We start from the raw sequence: 15,170 nt of genomic DNA, 5'->3' as shown, positions 1-15,170 counted from the left end.
ACCCCATAGTTTCAACCCACCTATTTCTTAGTTTCCTCTTATAAAAAAAGGACTTGCCCGCATCATAGCGGGTGGTAACTCATGCTGCCTATTACCGATCCCTTCTTCTACCTCTGTGCAATACCTGCTGTTTTCATTGTTGGCATGGCAAAAGGAGGATTCGGCGGAGGCCTTGCACTCGTGGGTGTGCCGATGATGTCCCTTGCTATTCCACCTGTGCAAGCTGCAGGAATTCTCCTTCCCATCCTGCTGGTCATGGATGCTGTCGGATTATTCTCCTACCGTGCAATCTATTGTCGCAAAACACTTCTTATTCTTATCCCGGCAGGTCTCCTGGGCACCCTGATCGGATACTTCACTGCAGCATACATTTCCGAAACACTGATCCGGCTGGTCACTGGCGTCATCGCACTCATCTTCGTGTTGGACTACTGGTTCAACAACAAAGCCAACAAAGCGCCCAAACCACACAATGTCATCCTGGGCGGCATTTGGGGAACGATCTCCGGCATAACCAGCTTTATTGCGCACGCTGGCGGCGCACCGTTTCAGATGTACGTCCTGCCTCTGCGACTGGCTCCGCCCGTCATGGCAGGAACCGCCGTCATTTTCTTCGCCACAGTCAATTTTTCAAAGGTTCTGCCCTACTTCGCACTTGGACAGTTTGATGCCAAGAACATCTCCACCTCGCTGATTTTGCTGCCATTAGCACCTCTGGCAACAATCGCAGGCATTAAGATCGTCAGGCACATCGACAAAGAGCTGTTTTACAAAATCACTTATGCAGGCTTGTTCATCATCGCCCTGAAACTGATCTGGGATGGTGCCAGCGGTCTGTGACGCAAAGAATTCTCAATTTTGAGAGATCTGCTTTTCTCTTAGAAAGACTGTAGGTGCCTCTTACAAAGGATCATTACAGTTGCAGGATATCCTCATCAATCCGCTGTTTTACCTTGTCGCTATCCCCGCCCTCATCATCGTGGGCATCTCAAAGGGTGGCTTCGGCGGAGGTGTGGCAATCCTCGGCGTACCAATGCTCAGCCTGATCATCCCACCTATTCAGGCAGCAGCAATCCTGCTTCCTCTTCTCGTAGCGATGGATGTGGTGGGCCTCTACGCTTATCGCAGAACCTACGACACCACCGTGCTCAAGCTCACCATTCCCGCAGGCATCCTGGGCGTTGCAATCGGATGGGCAACAGCAGCTTACTTCAGCGAGGCAATCATCAGACTCCTGATTGGAGGCATAGCACTGGCGTTCGTTATGAAGTACTGGATCGGTGACAAGGCGGAGAAAGAGGCCCCAAAACCCAGTAAGGCGAAGGGTATTTTCTGGGGTACGATCGCCGGCTTCACCAGCTTCGTTTCCCACGCTGGCGGCCCACCATTCCAGATCTATGCCCTGCCCCTCAAACTGCCAACTATCCTGTTCGCGGGCACGGCAGTCATCTTCTTTGCGGTCATCAACGCAATAAAGCTCATCCCCTACACAATGTTGGGTGAGTTCGACGCCACCAACCTCACGGTCTCAGCCGTGCTTCTGCCTCTGGCACCAATAAGCATGTATCTGGGAGTGAAAATCGCAAAGGTTATCAGCCCACAGCTGTTCTATAAGATCACCTATTTCGGTGTCTTCATCGTAGCGCTGAAGCTGATTGCAGACGGTTTAGTCGCGCTCACCTAGGCCGTGGTAAAGCACGCTCCGGATAGCCGCAATCGGTCCATCCATCTCAAAGGTCGCATCCGGCATGGTTTTCCAAGGCACTCTCTCGTGAAAGTAGCTGGAAGGATCCGTGAGATCCAAATCGCCACGAGCAGGAGAAACGATGCGATACCGAACCTGTTTTGCATTGTAAGTGTCTGACGGATCACCCGCAAACTCAGAGCTCGGAGGCTGACCCTCTACCCACGAGAAAAAGTAGGTGCGCAACTGATCTGCCATGCTACTCGACGAGTTAAGCTGCGCGAAGTTGAGTTGCAGCCCAAGCACCAGACACACTGCAGTAGACACAGCCCAAAGATACCAATGGGTGCGGAAGTGATTGAGAATGACGGCTCGGTTGAGATAGAGCTGAATGAGAACAGGGAACGCCACCAGCAGCACAAACCACTGGGCATCCTGCGATCTGTGTGGCCCAAGCATGAAAATGTACCCCGTAAGAACCACGGTAATCGCGCAGAAAACCACGCCAAAGAATATGGCGATCTTCCCCTGTCGATTTGGTGTCGTTACGGTCATATGAGCCCTGCTTGTTCATCGCTCACCGTCCGAAAACGGATCGCAATTTATTCTTTTATCAGACAGGTCTACATTACAAATCGAAAGGCAAACGGGGAAGACTTCTGGGGTGTTGCAAATTGTCGCGAGCTTTCTTCTTGCCCCAAAAGGCAACAAGATTTCACCTTTTCCGTTAAGTTAACGACACTATTGCAACCAGCGCATACAATTTTACCGAATATATCGACACCATTCCACAAAACACCCAGAAAATACTTATAGATGAAAGTCTAAGGACAAGAACACCATCAGACTAACATCTAGGTCATCTGGGCTACCCGCTCTGCCTATACTCAGATATATCAAAATATGTAACACTCTTAATTCCTAGCTCTTCACCAGAGCCAGTAACCATCTTGGGAAAGTTCATTATCACTTCAAGGGATCTTCCTGTTCCCTTGTGCGGGAATTTGAATGCCTGGGGGATTTCATGAAAAACCATCCATTAAACACATCGTATTTCGACAAAGACCTCCCAAAAACGGACGCTAACTACACACCACTCAGCCCACTAAGTTTTTTGGAAAGGGCTGCAAAAGTTTTCCCAACTCACACAGCAATCATCCACGGCAGCATCCGCCGGTCTTACAGAGAGTTTTACGAACGCTCCATCCGCCTTGCCAGCGCTCTGTCTCAGCGCGGCATAGGGAAGAATGATTGCGTGTCAGTAATGCTGACCAACACGCCACCCATGCTCGAAGCCCATTACGGTGTGCCAATGGCCGGAGCAGTGCTGCACGCGCTCAACACCAGACTGGACGCAGCAATCATCGCATTCCAGCTGGATCACGCAGAAAGCAAGCTGGTTATTGTTGACCGCGAGTTCTCAAAGGTCATGAGCGAAGCTCTGGAGCTGGCAACCGTCAAGCCAACCGTTGTGCTCTATGACGACAAAGAGTTCCCTCAATCAGCACCAGTGATCGGAGAGCTGGAGTACGAAGAGCTGATCGCGAGCGGGTCAACAGATTTCCAGTGGCAACTCCCAAAAGATGAATGGGATGCCATCACGCTCAACTACACTTCTGGCACGACCGGCAACCCGAAAGGCGTCGTTTATCATCACCGCGGTGCTTATCTTCTAGCGCAGGCAAACATCATCACAGCTGCCATGGGCAAAAAGCCTGTCTATCTCTGGACGCTCCCAATGTTCCACTGCAATGGCTGGTGTTTTCCATGGTCGCTGTCTCTTGTTGCGGGAACCCATGTATGCCTCCGCCAAGTCCGGCAAGGCCCGATTTGGAACGCATTGGCAGACGAAAAGGTTACGCACCTATGTGGCGCCCCAATCGTCATGTCCACGCTACTCAACACGCCAGAAGATCAGAAGCGTAAATTCACCCATGAAGTCGAGTTCTTTACCGCAGCAGCGCCACCACCAGAGGCCGTGCTCGCAGCAATGGCCGAGGAAGGCTTCAACGTCACGCACCTGTATGGCCTGACCGAAGTCTACGGGCCCGCAGTCGTGAATGAATGGCATGAACACTGGGATGAACTACCAACCTCAGAACAAGTCGCCCTCAAAGCAAGGCAAGGCGTCAACTACGTCGCTCTTCAGGATCTCGCGGTGCTGGATCCTAAAACCATGCAGCCAGTCCCAGCTGATGGAGAAACCATCGGTGAGGTTATGTTCAAAGGCAATGTGGTTATGAAGGGCTACCTGAAAAATCCATCCGCAACGCAAGAGGCATTTGCAGGTGGCTGGTTCCATTCAGGAGACCTCGGCGTTCAGCATGAGGATGGTTACGTCCAGCTCAAAGACCGCTCCAAAGACATCATCATCTCAGGAGGTGAGAACATCTCATCCATCGAGATCGAGGAAGTGCTTTACAAACACCCCCAGATCTCCGCAGCAGCTGTGGTTGCTCGGCCGGATGATAAATGGGGCGAAACACCCTGTGCGTTTGTTGAACTGAAAGAAAACAGTAGCGTGACCGAAACAGATATCGTCGCCTACTGTAAAGAGCACCTGGCCAGCTTCAAATCGCCAAGGACAGTTGTCTTCACCGATCTGCCAAAAACGTCTACCGGCAAAATCCAGAAGTTCGTATTGCGGGAACAAGCCAAAGCGCTGGCTTGAGCACAAACAAAAAATGCGCCGCTAAAAGCGGCGCATTCTCTGATAATTCTGGAAGAGGAAGCTAACCCGTCACTCGTAATCGCGAGATTTCATCCTTAAGCTTCAACTTTTGCCTTTTGAGATTGCCAATCTCTAGTTCATCCATTGATGGATGATGCTTGGCGCTTTCCAGCTCCTTCTCAAGAGTAGCATGGCGGCGTTCCAGCTCAGTCAAATGCTCACGGATGGACATAGGTTTTAATCCTCCTACATTGTCTCTGTTACAGGAGGATGATGGCACCATTTTCATGAGTTGTCGAACGATGATTAGCTGTTTTTTTTCGGCCTCTACAACGCGAGATCGTTAATTCATGAAAAACTTAGGGAACTTATAAATGACCCAGTAAATTTCAGTGATTGCCACCACCAGCAAAAAGGGAAGCTCACTAAGTATTCAACCCTATACATACGCTACGTAAATTCGTCATGCGACACGACTTCCTGTAAAAATCGTCAGACTCATGTTCATCGCGCCGACACATTCGGTATACTGTTACAGAGCGGTGAGTTGCGACAACGCGCCCCACCAGATTTTATTCACTGATGGGTAGAGTTGCACACAGACCGATACGTGTCATGTGAGGACAAAACGATGACGGAAGACAACCTTGATCAGGATAGCATTCGCTCCGAACTGGCGGAGCTGAGGCAGGAACATCGGGATCTGGATCACTCCATTGAAGCACTCATCGAAACAGGACGGTCAGATGTCCTTCAGCTGCAACGCCTGAAAAAGAAAAAACTCATGCTAAGAGATAAGATTCAGGTACTGGAAACCCAGCTCTTACCTGACATTATTGCCTAAATTAGAGGCAGAGCTCTAACCTTCGTATATTATTGGCATTTCTTGTAGTAATTGGGTTGAAACACGCCGTGGTATTTCTATAATCCGCGCTTTCTTCCCAGCCGCTCAGAGGGTGCCCGTTTTATGAACCGCACAGATCAGCCAGAAGTCGCCATCATCATGGGAAGCCAATCCGATTGGCCAACCATGAAAAACGCCGCAGACACGCTAGAAGCACTGGGAGTTTCCTATGATGCTCGCATCGTCTCCGCGCACCGCACTCCGGACCGTCTGGTAGAATTCTCCAAAACCGCAAAAGAGAATGGCTTCAAGGTTGTCATCGCTGGCGCCGGTGGAGCAGCTCACCTGCCAGGAATGGCGGCATCCATGACTCCATTGCCAGTCTTCGGTGTTCCGATTGAGTCGCGCGCCCTGAAAGGTCAGGACAGCTTGCTCTCTATCGTACAGATGCCAGCAGGCATTCCGGTTGGCACATTGGCCATTGGCCGCGCCGGTGCAGTCAACGCAGCACTCATGGCAGCAGCCGTTTTGGCGCTCAACAATCCGGAGATCGCCGCCAATCTGGATGACTGGCGCGAAAAGCAAAGCCAGGCTGTCGCTGAAAAGCCAGTCAATCCGGAAGAGTAAGAGTTTCAGAGGCGCCCATTTGCAGGCGCCTCATTTGTTTTAACTGCCCTAACATCTGGCCCCTAACTCTGGAAAGTTTTCGAAATGGGTTCCACACTATGTCCTGGTGACACGATTGGTATTCTGGGTGGAGGTCAGCTTGGTCGCATGATCGCTCAAGCTGCCAGCAGGATGGGCCTGAAGTGCCATATCTATTGCCCGGATGAAAACAGCCCGGCCTTTGAGGTCTCCGCAGAAAAGACCGTTGCAGCCTACGAAGACGAACAGGAACTTACACAGTTCGCAAAGAGCGTTTCTGTCGTCACATATGAGTTCGAGAACGTACCAGGCGAAACTGCCCGCATTCTGGAACAGTTCGTGCCGGTCCGCCCAGGCCCACTCGCACTGAAAGTTTCGCAGGACCGTCTCGAAGAGAAGACCTTCCTCTCAGAAGAAGCTGCTACACAGGTCGCCCCTTTCATCAAGGTCGACAATCAGGCAGAGCTGGAAGCAGCCCTCATGGAACTGGGCGGCCAAGGCGTCCTGAAAACACGTCGGTTTGGATATGATGGCAAAGGCCAGATCATGATCCGTACGCCTCAGGACATCGAAGGCGCAATGGATAAGCTCGGCAACCAACCAGCTATTCTGGAAGGCATCGTTCCGTTCGAAAAGGAAGTCTCCATCATCGTCGCTCGCGGAGTCGACGGCACCGTGAAATGCTACGACCCGGCAGACAACTACCACAAGAACCACATCCTGAAGACTTCCAGTGTCCCGGCAGACATTCCCAAAGCAACAGCGCAGGAAGCCATCGACATGGCAACCCGCATTGCAGTTGCTCTGAATTACGTCGGCGTGATGGGCGTGGAGCTTTTCGTGGTGAAGGACGGTGACAAGACAGAACTCAAGGTCAACGAGATCGCACCTCGCGTTCACAACTCCGGCCACTGGACCGAAGACGCTTGTCCAGTTTCTCAATTTGAACAACACGTACGCGCTGTCGCAGGCTGGCCACTAGGCACTCCAACCCGTGCACACAACGTCATTATGGAAAACCTGATCGGCGATGACGTGAACACGTGGGAAGCCGCATTGCTGGAACCCAATGCACGTCTGACACTTTACGGCAAAGCAGAGACACGCGAAGGCCGCAAGATGGGTCACATCAACCGCCTCTCTCCGAAGTCATAGTCAGCAACGACATCCAACAAAAAAGCCCCGAAGACCAATCCATCTTCGGGGCTTTTCTTTTATCTTAAAGCTTATCCCAGCCTCACCAGACCAAGCTGATCTCGCTTTTGGAACCGGATCAACAACAGGATGCCGGTGATAAAGAGACCACTCGCCAATCCAACCCAGATCCCTTCCGGCCCCCAGTTGAACGTAAAGGCCATGACGTAAGAGAGCGGCACACCGATAATCCAGTAGCCAATCACCGCAATCACCATCGGTATGCGCGTGTCGGAAAGGCCGCGCAGCACACCACCAGCCACCACCTGTATGCCATCAACCACCATATAAACGGCAGCGATAAACACCAGTGGCACACCAAGGCGGATCACATCAGCTGCATCAGGATTGCTGCTGTCCAGATAGAACGAAATCAGCGTATCCGGGATCGCGACAAACAGAACCGCACCGAGCAGGCCGATCACAATAGACCAGATCAAAGCCACCCAGCCAGCACGGGTGATGCCATCTGCATCACCACGGCCAGACGCGATACCGACACGCACAACGGCAGCATTGGCAAAGCCAAGCGGGATCATGAAGGCGATACCAGAAAGCTGTACCGCAATACCGTGCGCTGCCAGCTCCAGGGTACCAATCCACCCCATCATCAGCGCTGCTGCAGCAAACAAGCCAACTTCAGCCACCAGCATCAGGGAAATCGGCCAGCCAAGGCGAAGGATCTCAAAGAACGCAGGCCAGTCAGCACGCCAGAAACGCACAAACACTTCGTACTTGCGGGACTTCTCTTCCCAGAACACATAGGCCACTAGGATCACGCAGGACGCCAAAGCGGTCACAACAGAAGCAATACCTGCCCCCAGAATCCCCAGTTTAGGGAACCCGAAGTAACCAAAGATCAGCACGTAATCGAGCAGAGCGTTGACGATTGCACTCACCACAGTCGCCCACAACACGATCTGCGAGCGCTCAATACTGGTCAGGAAGCTACGCAGAGCCGCCACGAAAAGAGACGGATACATAGACCACTGCACAATGCGCAGATAATCCGCAGCAATGGCAGAAACCTCAGGATCCTGTCCCAGCGCCAGCAGAACACTTTCGCCGTTCCATAGCACGACCATCGCAAAGGTCGTGTAGATCAGCGAGATCCAAAGCCCCATGCGCGAAGCACGACGCACATTGCGTATATCGCCTTTCCCTTCTGCTCTGGATGCCAATGGCATAACGGCCTGAACAAATCCAAGTCCAGCCAGCCAGATCAGAAAGAAGAGCTGCAAGGCCAACACGGATGCGGCCAGTTCTGTTGCGCCAAGCCAACCGATCATCAATGCATCGGTGGCGTTGATTGCCATCTGCGCCAGCTGCGCACCGATCAACGGCAATCCCAAAATAAGCGTTGCATTGGACTCCCCCCACCATGCAGACATGGCTGTGGGTTTGGCAACGCTGGTGCTTTCAACCCGCGTCATCATAAGCTCCTGAAGAAAAGGGCATGGAGCCCCTCCAGAACTTGAGCCTCTCAAGAACATAAACGAGATCACGACCCGCAATTGACCGCATCACCTCGCTGGGAGGAAACTTCCTATAATAGAAACAGACCGACAATTTCCCAGCGCTTCCCTGCCTAAGCAATTCCGCTAGTGAAAAAGTCGATTACGCTACTTTGCAAAACTCTTCGGGAATGTCCAGAGGAATAAAGCAAGGCGCATTATCACCGCCATAGATCATGATGTGACCGCAAGGCACTTCGTACCAACCTTGCCCGCCCTTTTCCAAAGGCTCAGACACGACACTCAAGTTACTGTTATGCAAACGATAATAGAGACTTGGCACGATCTTATCACTGGAGCAACGCACCGCATAAAGACGCTCGCCATCAGTCAAGGCCATCGCTACACGCAATGGAGCAATGACATCATTGCAACGCATAATCTCAAGCGTTTTCGTCAGGACCTGTTGCACAGCCCCCACAGGATCAACATCCAGACCATGGCTCATCATCGCAAGAAACAGAGCCTCACTGTCCGTTGTGCCTTGACGAAAACGATAAAAGTCATCGTTGATCATGCCTTCGATCTGCCGGCGGATGTCGTCATACCCCCCGATCTGTCCGTTATGCATGAACATCCACTTGCCAACGGCAAACGGATGACAGTTGGATCGGGAGGTTGCTGTACCAGTAGACGCGCGCACATGCGCAAAGAACAATGAGGACTTCAGCTGCTTGGTGATGCTCAGCAGATTCTCATCACCCCACGCTGGCTGTGTGTCACGATAAAGGCCCGGCTCAGGTTTATGACCATACCAGCCAATTCCGAAACCATCACCATTGGTGTTCACCTTGGCTTCCGCACAATGCAGGCTCTGCGCAATCAGAGAGTGGTTGGGCATTGAAATCAGCTCTTCCATAAAAATGGGAGCTCCACGGTACGCAAGCCAGCGGCACATTACTTTATTCTTTCTTCTGATCGATTACCCAAATGAGGTCTTTAGATTATGCATGATCCACCTGCACGTATAAACCCCTTCCCTATAACTAGAGTAACGAGTTTTCTCAGTGACCCTTCTGAGAATCTAAAGTGAGCATGCCAGAAGCAAAATGTCCCGCTCGACTCATCCTCTATTTCCAAATACGACGAACGGCGTTTGAAGCAAATTCCACTCAAAACTCCACCTCGATTTCCACCGTTCAGAAAAGCTCCTGTGACTTTTTTCGACACCAAAAGAGAGATTCAACCATACACAACCAAAGATTGCATTATGCGCATCAGAGTTTAGCCATGAAGTTATAATGGATTTTGAAAGCTATTTTTACTTATCTTTTACTTTAAGCAAGAACCCACCGATACGCCAACTTGAAGAAAACGTGCGACTGCTGCTGCGATTGCCTTGCTCTGGAAGAGGTATTCCCCCTTATCCCATCTATAAATTAACATAGATTCTCAAGTAAGGAGGTAGACAGCCCACACTCAGTCTGCTAGTTACCCCGTCAAGAAGCGACGCATCAGCGGCGACGAAGTCCTTGTGACCCGTGCATATGCGCTAAGCATCGCTATCAATCATTTCATTTATGTCGTTCTGGATATCTTATCCGGAATGCTCGAAGGTAAGGATAAACGCGTGCAGGTTCTCGTTCGCGATAATAACGTCGATCAGGCGCTGAAAGCGCTTAAGAAAAAGATGCAGCGTGAAGGCATCTTCCGTGAAATGAAGCTTCGTGGCCACTACGAAAAGCCATCTGAAAAGAAGGCTCGCGAAAAGGCTGAAGCTATCCGCCGCACCCGTAAGCTGGCACGTAAGCGCGCACAGCGTGAAGGCCTGCTGCTCGGCAAAGGCCGTCGTTAATTCGGCGATATCCGGGGCATCGCACAGCTAAGGTTCAACAATGTTTGACACAGCCTGTGACCGTCTTGGAACTTGAATTCAGAACGGACTAACCGGTAAGCCGGTTGGTCCGTTTGTTGTTTCTGCTGGTTCATTCGACCTTTTTTTGCCACACTAAAGTGTAGGCTACCGTGTCATTGCAAGGACTCTTTAAGAATGGGGCACATTCTCGTGAACAATAAACTGGCTAAAGGCATCTGCGCGTGTCTGCTCGCGCTTGGCGTTGCAGCGTGCCAATCCAACTCTTCCGGCCTTGTTTATCAGAATGTACCTATCGACAAAGCTGTTGGCTCTTCCTCCAACATTGATAGTCTGAGCGCTGTTGTTGACGCAAACCCAACCGATGCAGACGCTTACAACAAGCGCGGCATCGCTTATGCAAAAGCAGGACGCCTTGATCAGGCAACTGAGGACTTCAACAAGTCCCTGCAGCTGCGACCTAACTCCTATCAAGCTTATGCGAACCGCGCACTGGTGGAACGCCGTAAAGGCAACACCTCCCAAGCTATTCAGGATTACAGCGCAGCTCTGTCCATCAAGCCAGACTATGTGAAGGCCCTCAACGGACGCGGCAACACGTACCGCTCCATCGGCCAGAACACGGCAGCCCTACGTGACTACAACGAAGTTATCCGTCTGAACGCTGGTGACGCACAGGCCTACCACAACCGCGGCCTCATCTATCAGGCGCAGGGCCTGCAAGAAGCCGCGCTGAATGACTTCTCGTCTGCAGTCGGCCTGAACTCACGCGCTTACTCACCACTGATCGCACGCGGTGTAACCTATCTTTCACTCGGTGATGCAAAATCCGCTTTGAAAGACTTCAACGCTGCAATCGCGCTGAACGGAAAATCCGCTTCAGCATGGGCAAACCGCGGTCGCGCTGAAGAAGCTTTGGGCCAGATCACTGAGGCACGTCAGTCCTATACCAGAGCATTGCAGCTTTCCTCGACAAACCAGATCGCGAAAGAAGGCGCCAAGCGTCTGGCAGTATCCTCTGGCGTACCGCAAGCCTAAGCGCTGCATACATAGAGTTTTCAAAGGCTGGGCTTCCGGCCTTTTTTATTACCTTGAACCCAGACTGTGCCCCAGCATCCAGTTGATCTCATCCCGCCAATTAATCATGCGGATCGGCGTGCCGTGAGAGCCCGTCTCGAACAAACGAAACCGCACCGGATACCCCTTTGTCTTGGATGTAAGCGCCTGAAACAAAGCATATTGCTTTTCCCAGCTATACACCCGATCTGCGCTCCCATGACCAAACACGATAGGCACACCAGACTTGTAAGCTTCGCTTGAAAGAAGCCGTCGATCTGTAGCGCCTCCAAGGAAAAACAAACCAGACAGAAGGCCTGCCACACCAGCGTCACTAGCCAAGCCATAACAAACCTGAGACCCCATGGAGCCACAGGCAACAATCACAGCAGCATTTGGGGCGAGTTCTCGATACTGCGCAATCAGCTCCCGAATTTCCTGCGTGCCTCTCGGACTTTCAAGCTTCACGTCAGGCGATAAATAAACCCCGCCGTTTCGCACCATCAGGTTCTTGAGGCGATTGAAGTTCCCACCAAACGTCCAGTCCGCATTCCCCTGTTTCCGGTTACCACCCTTTCCATGCAGATAAAGCACCAACAGTTTCGTCTTGGCATCAGGAGAGCCAACACGAATGTGCTTTCGCTTGCTGCCTGCTAAGACTGCCGAACGTTCCCGTACATACCAGGACGGTCTGCTGGAAACATACCGTCCGTCAACGCGCCGCTCAGGAATTTCATCCCGCTCCCGCAAGTCCCGTTGTATCTGGTAATCGAGCCTCAAAAACGCATCGCCCTGCCCCTGCTCCAACACAAGCGGATAAGCAAAGAGTTCATCCTTATAGGGTTTCAGCTCAAAGCCAGCAGCCTGAGAGAACGACAAACCCACCATCATCAGACCGACAATAATCCTGAAGCAGCTTTGCAGAAGCCCAAGCATCGCCAGCCTCCTACGGCTTCAGGTAATCGTGTATAACCCGGCCATACGGCAATGTGAGATCGGTGATAAAGTGAACTCCACCCAGCGACTTGCGCATAGGCAGGTCAGCAACCGGCGCATTGGCATGGTGAAACAGCTGTAAGCTCGCAGGGCCAGACCAGGCGCCCTTCACAGTCACATCAGCGACTTCATAGGCAACCAGCTGAGCAATCGCCAATGAGCCATCAACATCAGGAATAAGCTTCAGATTCACCTGCGTTTTCTGCAGTTTCTTCAGGATCGCATCCGGATGACACTGCGTGCCATGCTCAACATCGTAAAGAAGGTGCTGATACTTGTAGCCCATCGTCGCGATTGCGATTGTTACCCCATCAAACTCCAGGTGCCCGGTTAGCGTTGCCCCTGTTACGCTCAGTTCCGGATGCCCCAGCTTCTTAGGAAATCCCCAAATCTCACGCCCTCCAAAGATCGGCGGCGTATCATCAAGAAACATCTGCTGGGTGAAATTGACTGGATGGTCGCCAAACTTGGCAGGGATCACGATGCCAGATTCAGTATAATCCCCAAAGCCAGCAGAATCTGGCATGCGGATCACCTCAAACATCACCTTGTTGGAACCATCCGGCTCCAGCGGTTCTGGCAAGGCTTCTCGAATAGCGTCGGGATCACTCTCGTAGGAGACCACAAAGAACTCGCGGTCGATAAACCTGTAAGGCCCCTTGGGATAAGCAGGAGAAGCAATCGGCATGGAAGCCTGTTCAAGGATATCGGCAATTTTCATGGACCACCTCGATCATGAAAGGGTGTGATGCGCAGCCAAATCACCAGCCAGCGCGCTCTCACCATAAGCACCGATATTTTGGATGTTGCTCCTTGGGTTTTGGGGTGGCACTTTCAGAGCTCACCCCAAACACTTTTTCAATCAGCTGGTTACGTCGATTTCCTTGAAGGTCGCAACCGGCGCTTTTTCGCGGATAACCCAGTTCAAAGCACCAAGCTCTGTCTTCAGCGTCGGATGAACCAGTCCAAACATGCGAAGCTCACTTGCGCCAGTCCCAGAGCTACTCTGATTTACACGGCTGGCAATGTTGAGCGTGGTGGTGGACTGATCGACGCTCCATCCAATTCGGTCACCTGCTACAAACGCAACTTTCCGTCCTGTACGCGTGGTCCCGATTGCAACGCCCTCAACCAATTCGACAGAAGCAAGACGCTCCGTATCAATGTGGTAGTCCGCAATCATCATCAGGCCAATCAGATAATAATAACCGGCCTCCTGAGATAAACCTTGGCGGCTCGCCTGATCAATTAACGCAGCTTTGCCACGAACACCTTTCAACGCATTCAGGCTCGCAACAAACACAATCTTCTCACCGCGTGTCATGGATGTCGCACTCAGGAAGGACTGCGTGGTCCGCTGCGGAACAGCCATCTCACCCAGCATCTCACGCATCTTCTCATCCGCAACCGTCGGGCTTGCCTTCAACGCTTCACTAAAGTTCGTCGTTGCCAGCACGCCACTCACAGCAGTGCCAGCACCACCAGGAATAAACACAGTCGCCAGATTGGTCAGGCGATTAGAAGTGGCATAAGCCCAAGCGGCTTTATCCAGCTCATCTGATAGCGGAGGAAAGGTCGTATACGGGTCAACATTCGCAGCCACGGCGATATAGCGGCGCGCTTTATCGCGTCCAACAACAGCGGCCGCAACACTCTCAACTGCAGAAGTCTTCTTGGCTCCGCCTTTGGAAGGCGCAGTCGCACCAGAGTTACCGGTAATTGTGTTAACTGTCCCATTCAGCAGCAACCCAACCCCATCAGCAGTGGAGCTAAGTGTTTCTTTTGGATCGGTGACGAGGCTTCCTAGAAAGGTCAGTGGCTTGGCAACAGCACTTACGACGCCCTCACCCGCCTGCGAAACCGTATCCATCTGCTCAATACCGCGCAGAGCTTGAAGCTCATTAATCCGCTTTTTCAGCGTCGCAGTACCGCGCACTTTGTAGGTCTTACCCTGAACCCTAAGGCTGTATTGAAGCAGCGTCCCATTCCGAAGGACGGGCGGCAAAATCTCATAATTGCTGCCACGCACAGCAACACTCTCTTCCTTCAGGATCTGAGAGAAACCCAAATCCGAAGAGGCAGAGTGAGACGGTGATGAAGCAATCGCGACCACAATGAAGATGGCAAGCAATAAAGAACAGCGCAGGAGTACGCGAACAGTTTGCGCAGTAGACATAAGATACCCGAACTCAGAACAACTATTACTTAAGGCCCTATCCTTCAATAATGATCAGAAAAGGGCAGCGCCTCCGCTGAATCTCGGGGTTGAAACGAAAAATCGCAGAAGCACACAGCTCCTGCGATCCTCAGAACCGTTTAAAACCTGAAGGTTTCCTAGATTGTCAATGCAACCGTCACCGCACATGCAATCAGGAAGACGATTCCCGGCACAACGTGGGCTCTGTCGCCAGATGCCATACCAACACCTGCTGCAATCACATTGGCGACTGTGATGATACTTGCCCATACCGTCCCGGCAGTACCACCAAATCCAACCATTGCAATCACCAATACGAACGTAAGAACTGCAAGAACGCCAACCTTTGAGAAGTTGATGAAGTTCTTGTAGGTCTTCTCGTGTTCCTCATAATCCATAACAGACGCGCTCCCGTCAGCCATGATTCCCCCTCGAAACAAGTAGTTTTCCTGATACGAGTCTTTAACATCACAATGTCATGTGACGCAACTTCCGTTAAGAACCGCTCAGGAAATAACCTAGGTGTCGGGGATAATTCCAGCTGGCAGAGTATGAG

Annotated in this window: 16 protein-coding genes; 8 read left to right on the top strand and 8 right to left on the bottom strand. The window is 51.8% G+C overall.

All coding sequences use genetic code 11. The annotated features are described in order from the left end of the window. Positions 1 to 81: 81 nt before the first annotated feature. Both PJE062_RS20005 and PJE062_RS20000 read left to right on the top strand, forming a co-directional pair. A complete protein-coding gene (locus PJE062_RS20005) occupies positions 82 to 840 on the top strand; it encodes a sulfite exporter TauE/SafE family protein (RefSeq protein ID WP_008551587.1) in 759 nt (252 codons plus the stop codon). Positions 841 to 919: 79 nt separating this feature from the next. Next, a complete protein-coding gene (locus tag PJE062_RS20000; protein WP_008551490.1) occupies positions 920 to 1,684 on the top strand; it encodes a sulfite exporter TauE/SafE family protein in 765 nt (254 codons plus the stop codon). Here the strand turns inward: PJE062_RS20000 and PJE062_RS19995 are convergent. Beyond that, a complete protein-coding gene (locus PJE062_RS19995) occupies positions 1,667 to 2,239 on the bottom strand; it encodes a hypothetical protein (RefSeq protein WP_037037760.1) in 573 nt (190 codons plus the stop codon). The two genes, PJE062_RS20000 and PJE062_RS19995, sit on opposite strands and share 18 nt — an antisense overlap. 469 nt (positions 2,240 to 2,708) lie before the next feature. Here PJE062_RS19995 and PJE062_RS19990 point away from each other — a divergent pair, with 469 nt between their 5' ends. Then, positions 2,709 to 4,355 carry an acyl-CoA synthetase gene (locus PJE062_RS19990; RefSeq protein ID WP_008551588.1) on the top strand — a complete coding sequence of 549 codons (1,647 nt, stop codon included), beginning with the start codon at positions 2,709 to 2,711 and terminating at the stop codon, positions 4,353 to 4,355. Positions 4,356 to 4,416: 61 nt separating this feature from the next. On the opposite strand, the gene PJE062_RS26165 is transcribed toward PJE062_RS19990, so the two are convergent. Further along, on the bottom strand, positions 4,417 to 4,587 hold the full coding sequence (locus PJE062_RS26165; RefSeq protein ID WP_008551400.1) for a YdcH family protein: 171 nt from the start codon (positions 4,585 to 4,587) through the stop codon (positions 4,417 to 4,419). A gap of 399 nt (positions 4,588 to 4,986) precedes the next feature. Between PJE062_RS26165 and PJE062_RS19985 the strand changes: the two genes are divergently transcribed. From PJE062_RS19985 to PJE062_RS19975, 3 genes are all read left to right on the top strand, one after another. Then, entirely contained in the window at positions 4,987 to 5,199 is a 213-nt protein-coding gene (locus PJE062_RS19985; protein ID WP_008551464.1) for a YdcH family protein, read from the top strand. A gap of 123 nt (positions 5,200 to 5,322) precedes the next feature. Then, positions 5,323 to 5,826 carry a 5-(carboxyamino)imidazole ribonucleotide mutase gene (gene purE, locus PJE062_RS19980; RefSeq protein ID WP_008551529.1) on the top strand — a complete coding sequence of 168 codons (504 nt, stop codon included), beginning with the start codon at positions 5,323 to 5,325 and terminating at the stop codon, positions 5,824 to 5,826. A gap of 84 nt (positions 5,827 to 5,910) precedes the next feature. Further along, positions 5,911 to 6,999, top strand: a complete 1,089-nt coding sequence (locus PJE062_RS19975) for a 5-(carboxyamino)imidazole ribonucleotide synthase (protein ID WP_008551702.1) — start codon at positions 5,911 to 5,913, stop codon at positions 6,997 to 6,999. 71 nt (positions 7,000 to 7,070) lie between these two features. Here PJE062_RS19975 and PJE062_RS19970 read toward each other — a convergent pair whose 3' ends face one another. After that, positions 7,071 to 8,471: an MATE family efflux transporter gene (locus tag PJE062_RS19970; protein ID WP_008551396.1), complete on the bottom strand. Its 1,401-nt coding sequence runs from the start codon at positions 8,469 to 8,471 to the stop codon at positions 7,071 to 7,073. Positions 8,472 to 8,655: 184 nt separating this feature from the next. Beyond that, positions 8,656 to 9,411 (bottom strand): class II glutamine amidotransferase, encoded by a 756-nt coding sequence (locus tag PJE062_RS19965; RefSeq protein ID WP_008551266.1) that lies wholly within the window; start codon positions 9,409 to 9,411, stop codon positions 8,656 to 8,658. 687 nt (positions 9,412 to 10,098) lie between these two features. Between PJE062_RS19965 and rpsU the strand changes: the two genes are divergently transcribed. Further along, the gene (rpsU, locus tag PJE062_RS19960) at positions 10,099 to 10,347 is read left to right on the top strand and encodes a 30S ribosomal protein S21 (RefSeq protein ID WP_235861627.1); all 249 of its coding nucleotides are present in this window, start codon (positions 10,099 to 10,101) and stop codon (positions 10,345 to 10,347) included. Between the two features lie 210 nt (positions 10,348 to 10,557). After that, a complete protein-coding gene (locus tag PJE062_RS19955) occupies positions 10,558 to 11,403 on the top strand; it encodes a tetratricopeptide repeat protein (protein WP_208982407.1) in 846 nt (281 codons plus the stop codon). 48 nt (positions 11,404 to 11,451) lie between these two features. Here PJE062_RS19955 and PJE062_RS19950 read toward each other — a convergent pair whose 3' ends face one another. The 4 genes from PJE062_RS19950 to PJE062_RS19935 all read right to left on the bottom strand — a co-directional run bounded on the left by PJE062_RS19950 (position 11,452) and on the right by PJE062_RS19935 (position 15,036). Further along, the gene (locus tag PJE062_RS19950; RefSeq protein WP_008551706.1) at positions 11,452 to 12,357 is read right to left on the bottom strand and encodes a phospholipase; all 906 of its coding nucleotides are present in this window, start codon (positions 12,355 to 12,357) and stop codon (positions 11,452 to 11,454) included. Between the two features lie 10 nt (positions 12,358 to 12,367). Beyond that, the gene (locus tag PJE062_RS19945) at positions 12,368 to 13,138 is read right to left on the bottom strand and encodes an acetoacetate decarboxylase (RefSeq protein ID WP_008551730.1); all 771 of its coding nucleotides are present in this window, start codon (positions 13,136 to 13,138) and stop codon (positions 12,368 to 12,370) included. Between the two features lie 141 nt (positions 13,139 to 13,279). Continuing rightward, positions 13,280 to 14,593: a hypothetical protein gene (locus tag PJE062_RS19940; protein WP_008551728.1), complete on the bottom strand. Its 1,314-nt coding sequence runs from the start codon at positions 14,591 to 14,593 to the stop codon at positions 13,280 to 13,282. A 158-nt stretch (positions 14,594 to 14,751) separates the two neighbouring features. Beyond that, positions 14,752 to 15,036 carry an aa3-type cytochrome c oxidase subunit IV gene (locus PJE062_RS19935; protein WP_208609234.1) on the bottom strand — a complete coding sequence of 95 codons (285 nt, stop codon included), beginning with the start codon at positions 15,034 to 15,036 and terminating at the stop codon, positions 14,752 to 14,754. Between the last annotated feature and the right edge of the window lie 134 nt (positions 15,037 to 15,170).

Source organism: Pseudovibrio sp. JE062 (assembly GCF_000156235.1).
GTDB lineage: Bacteria > Pseudomonadota > Alphaproteobacteria > Rhizobiales > Stappiaceae > Pseudovibrio.
The sequence above is the reverse complement of the archived record's forward strand: the minus strand, read 5'-3'. Positions and strand labels throughout refer to the sequence as shown.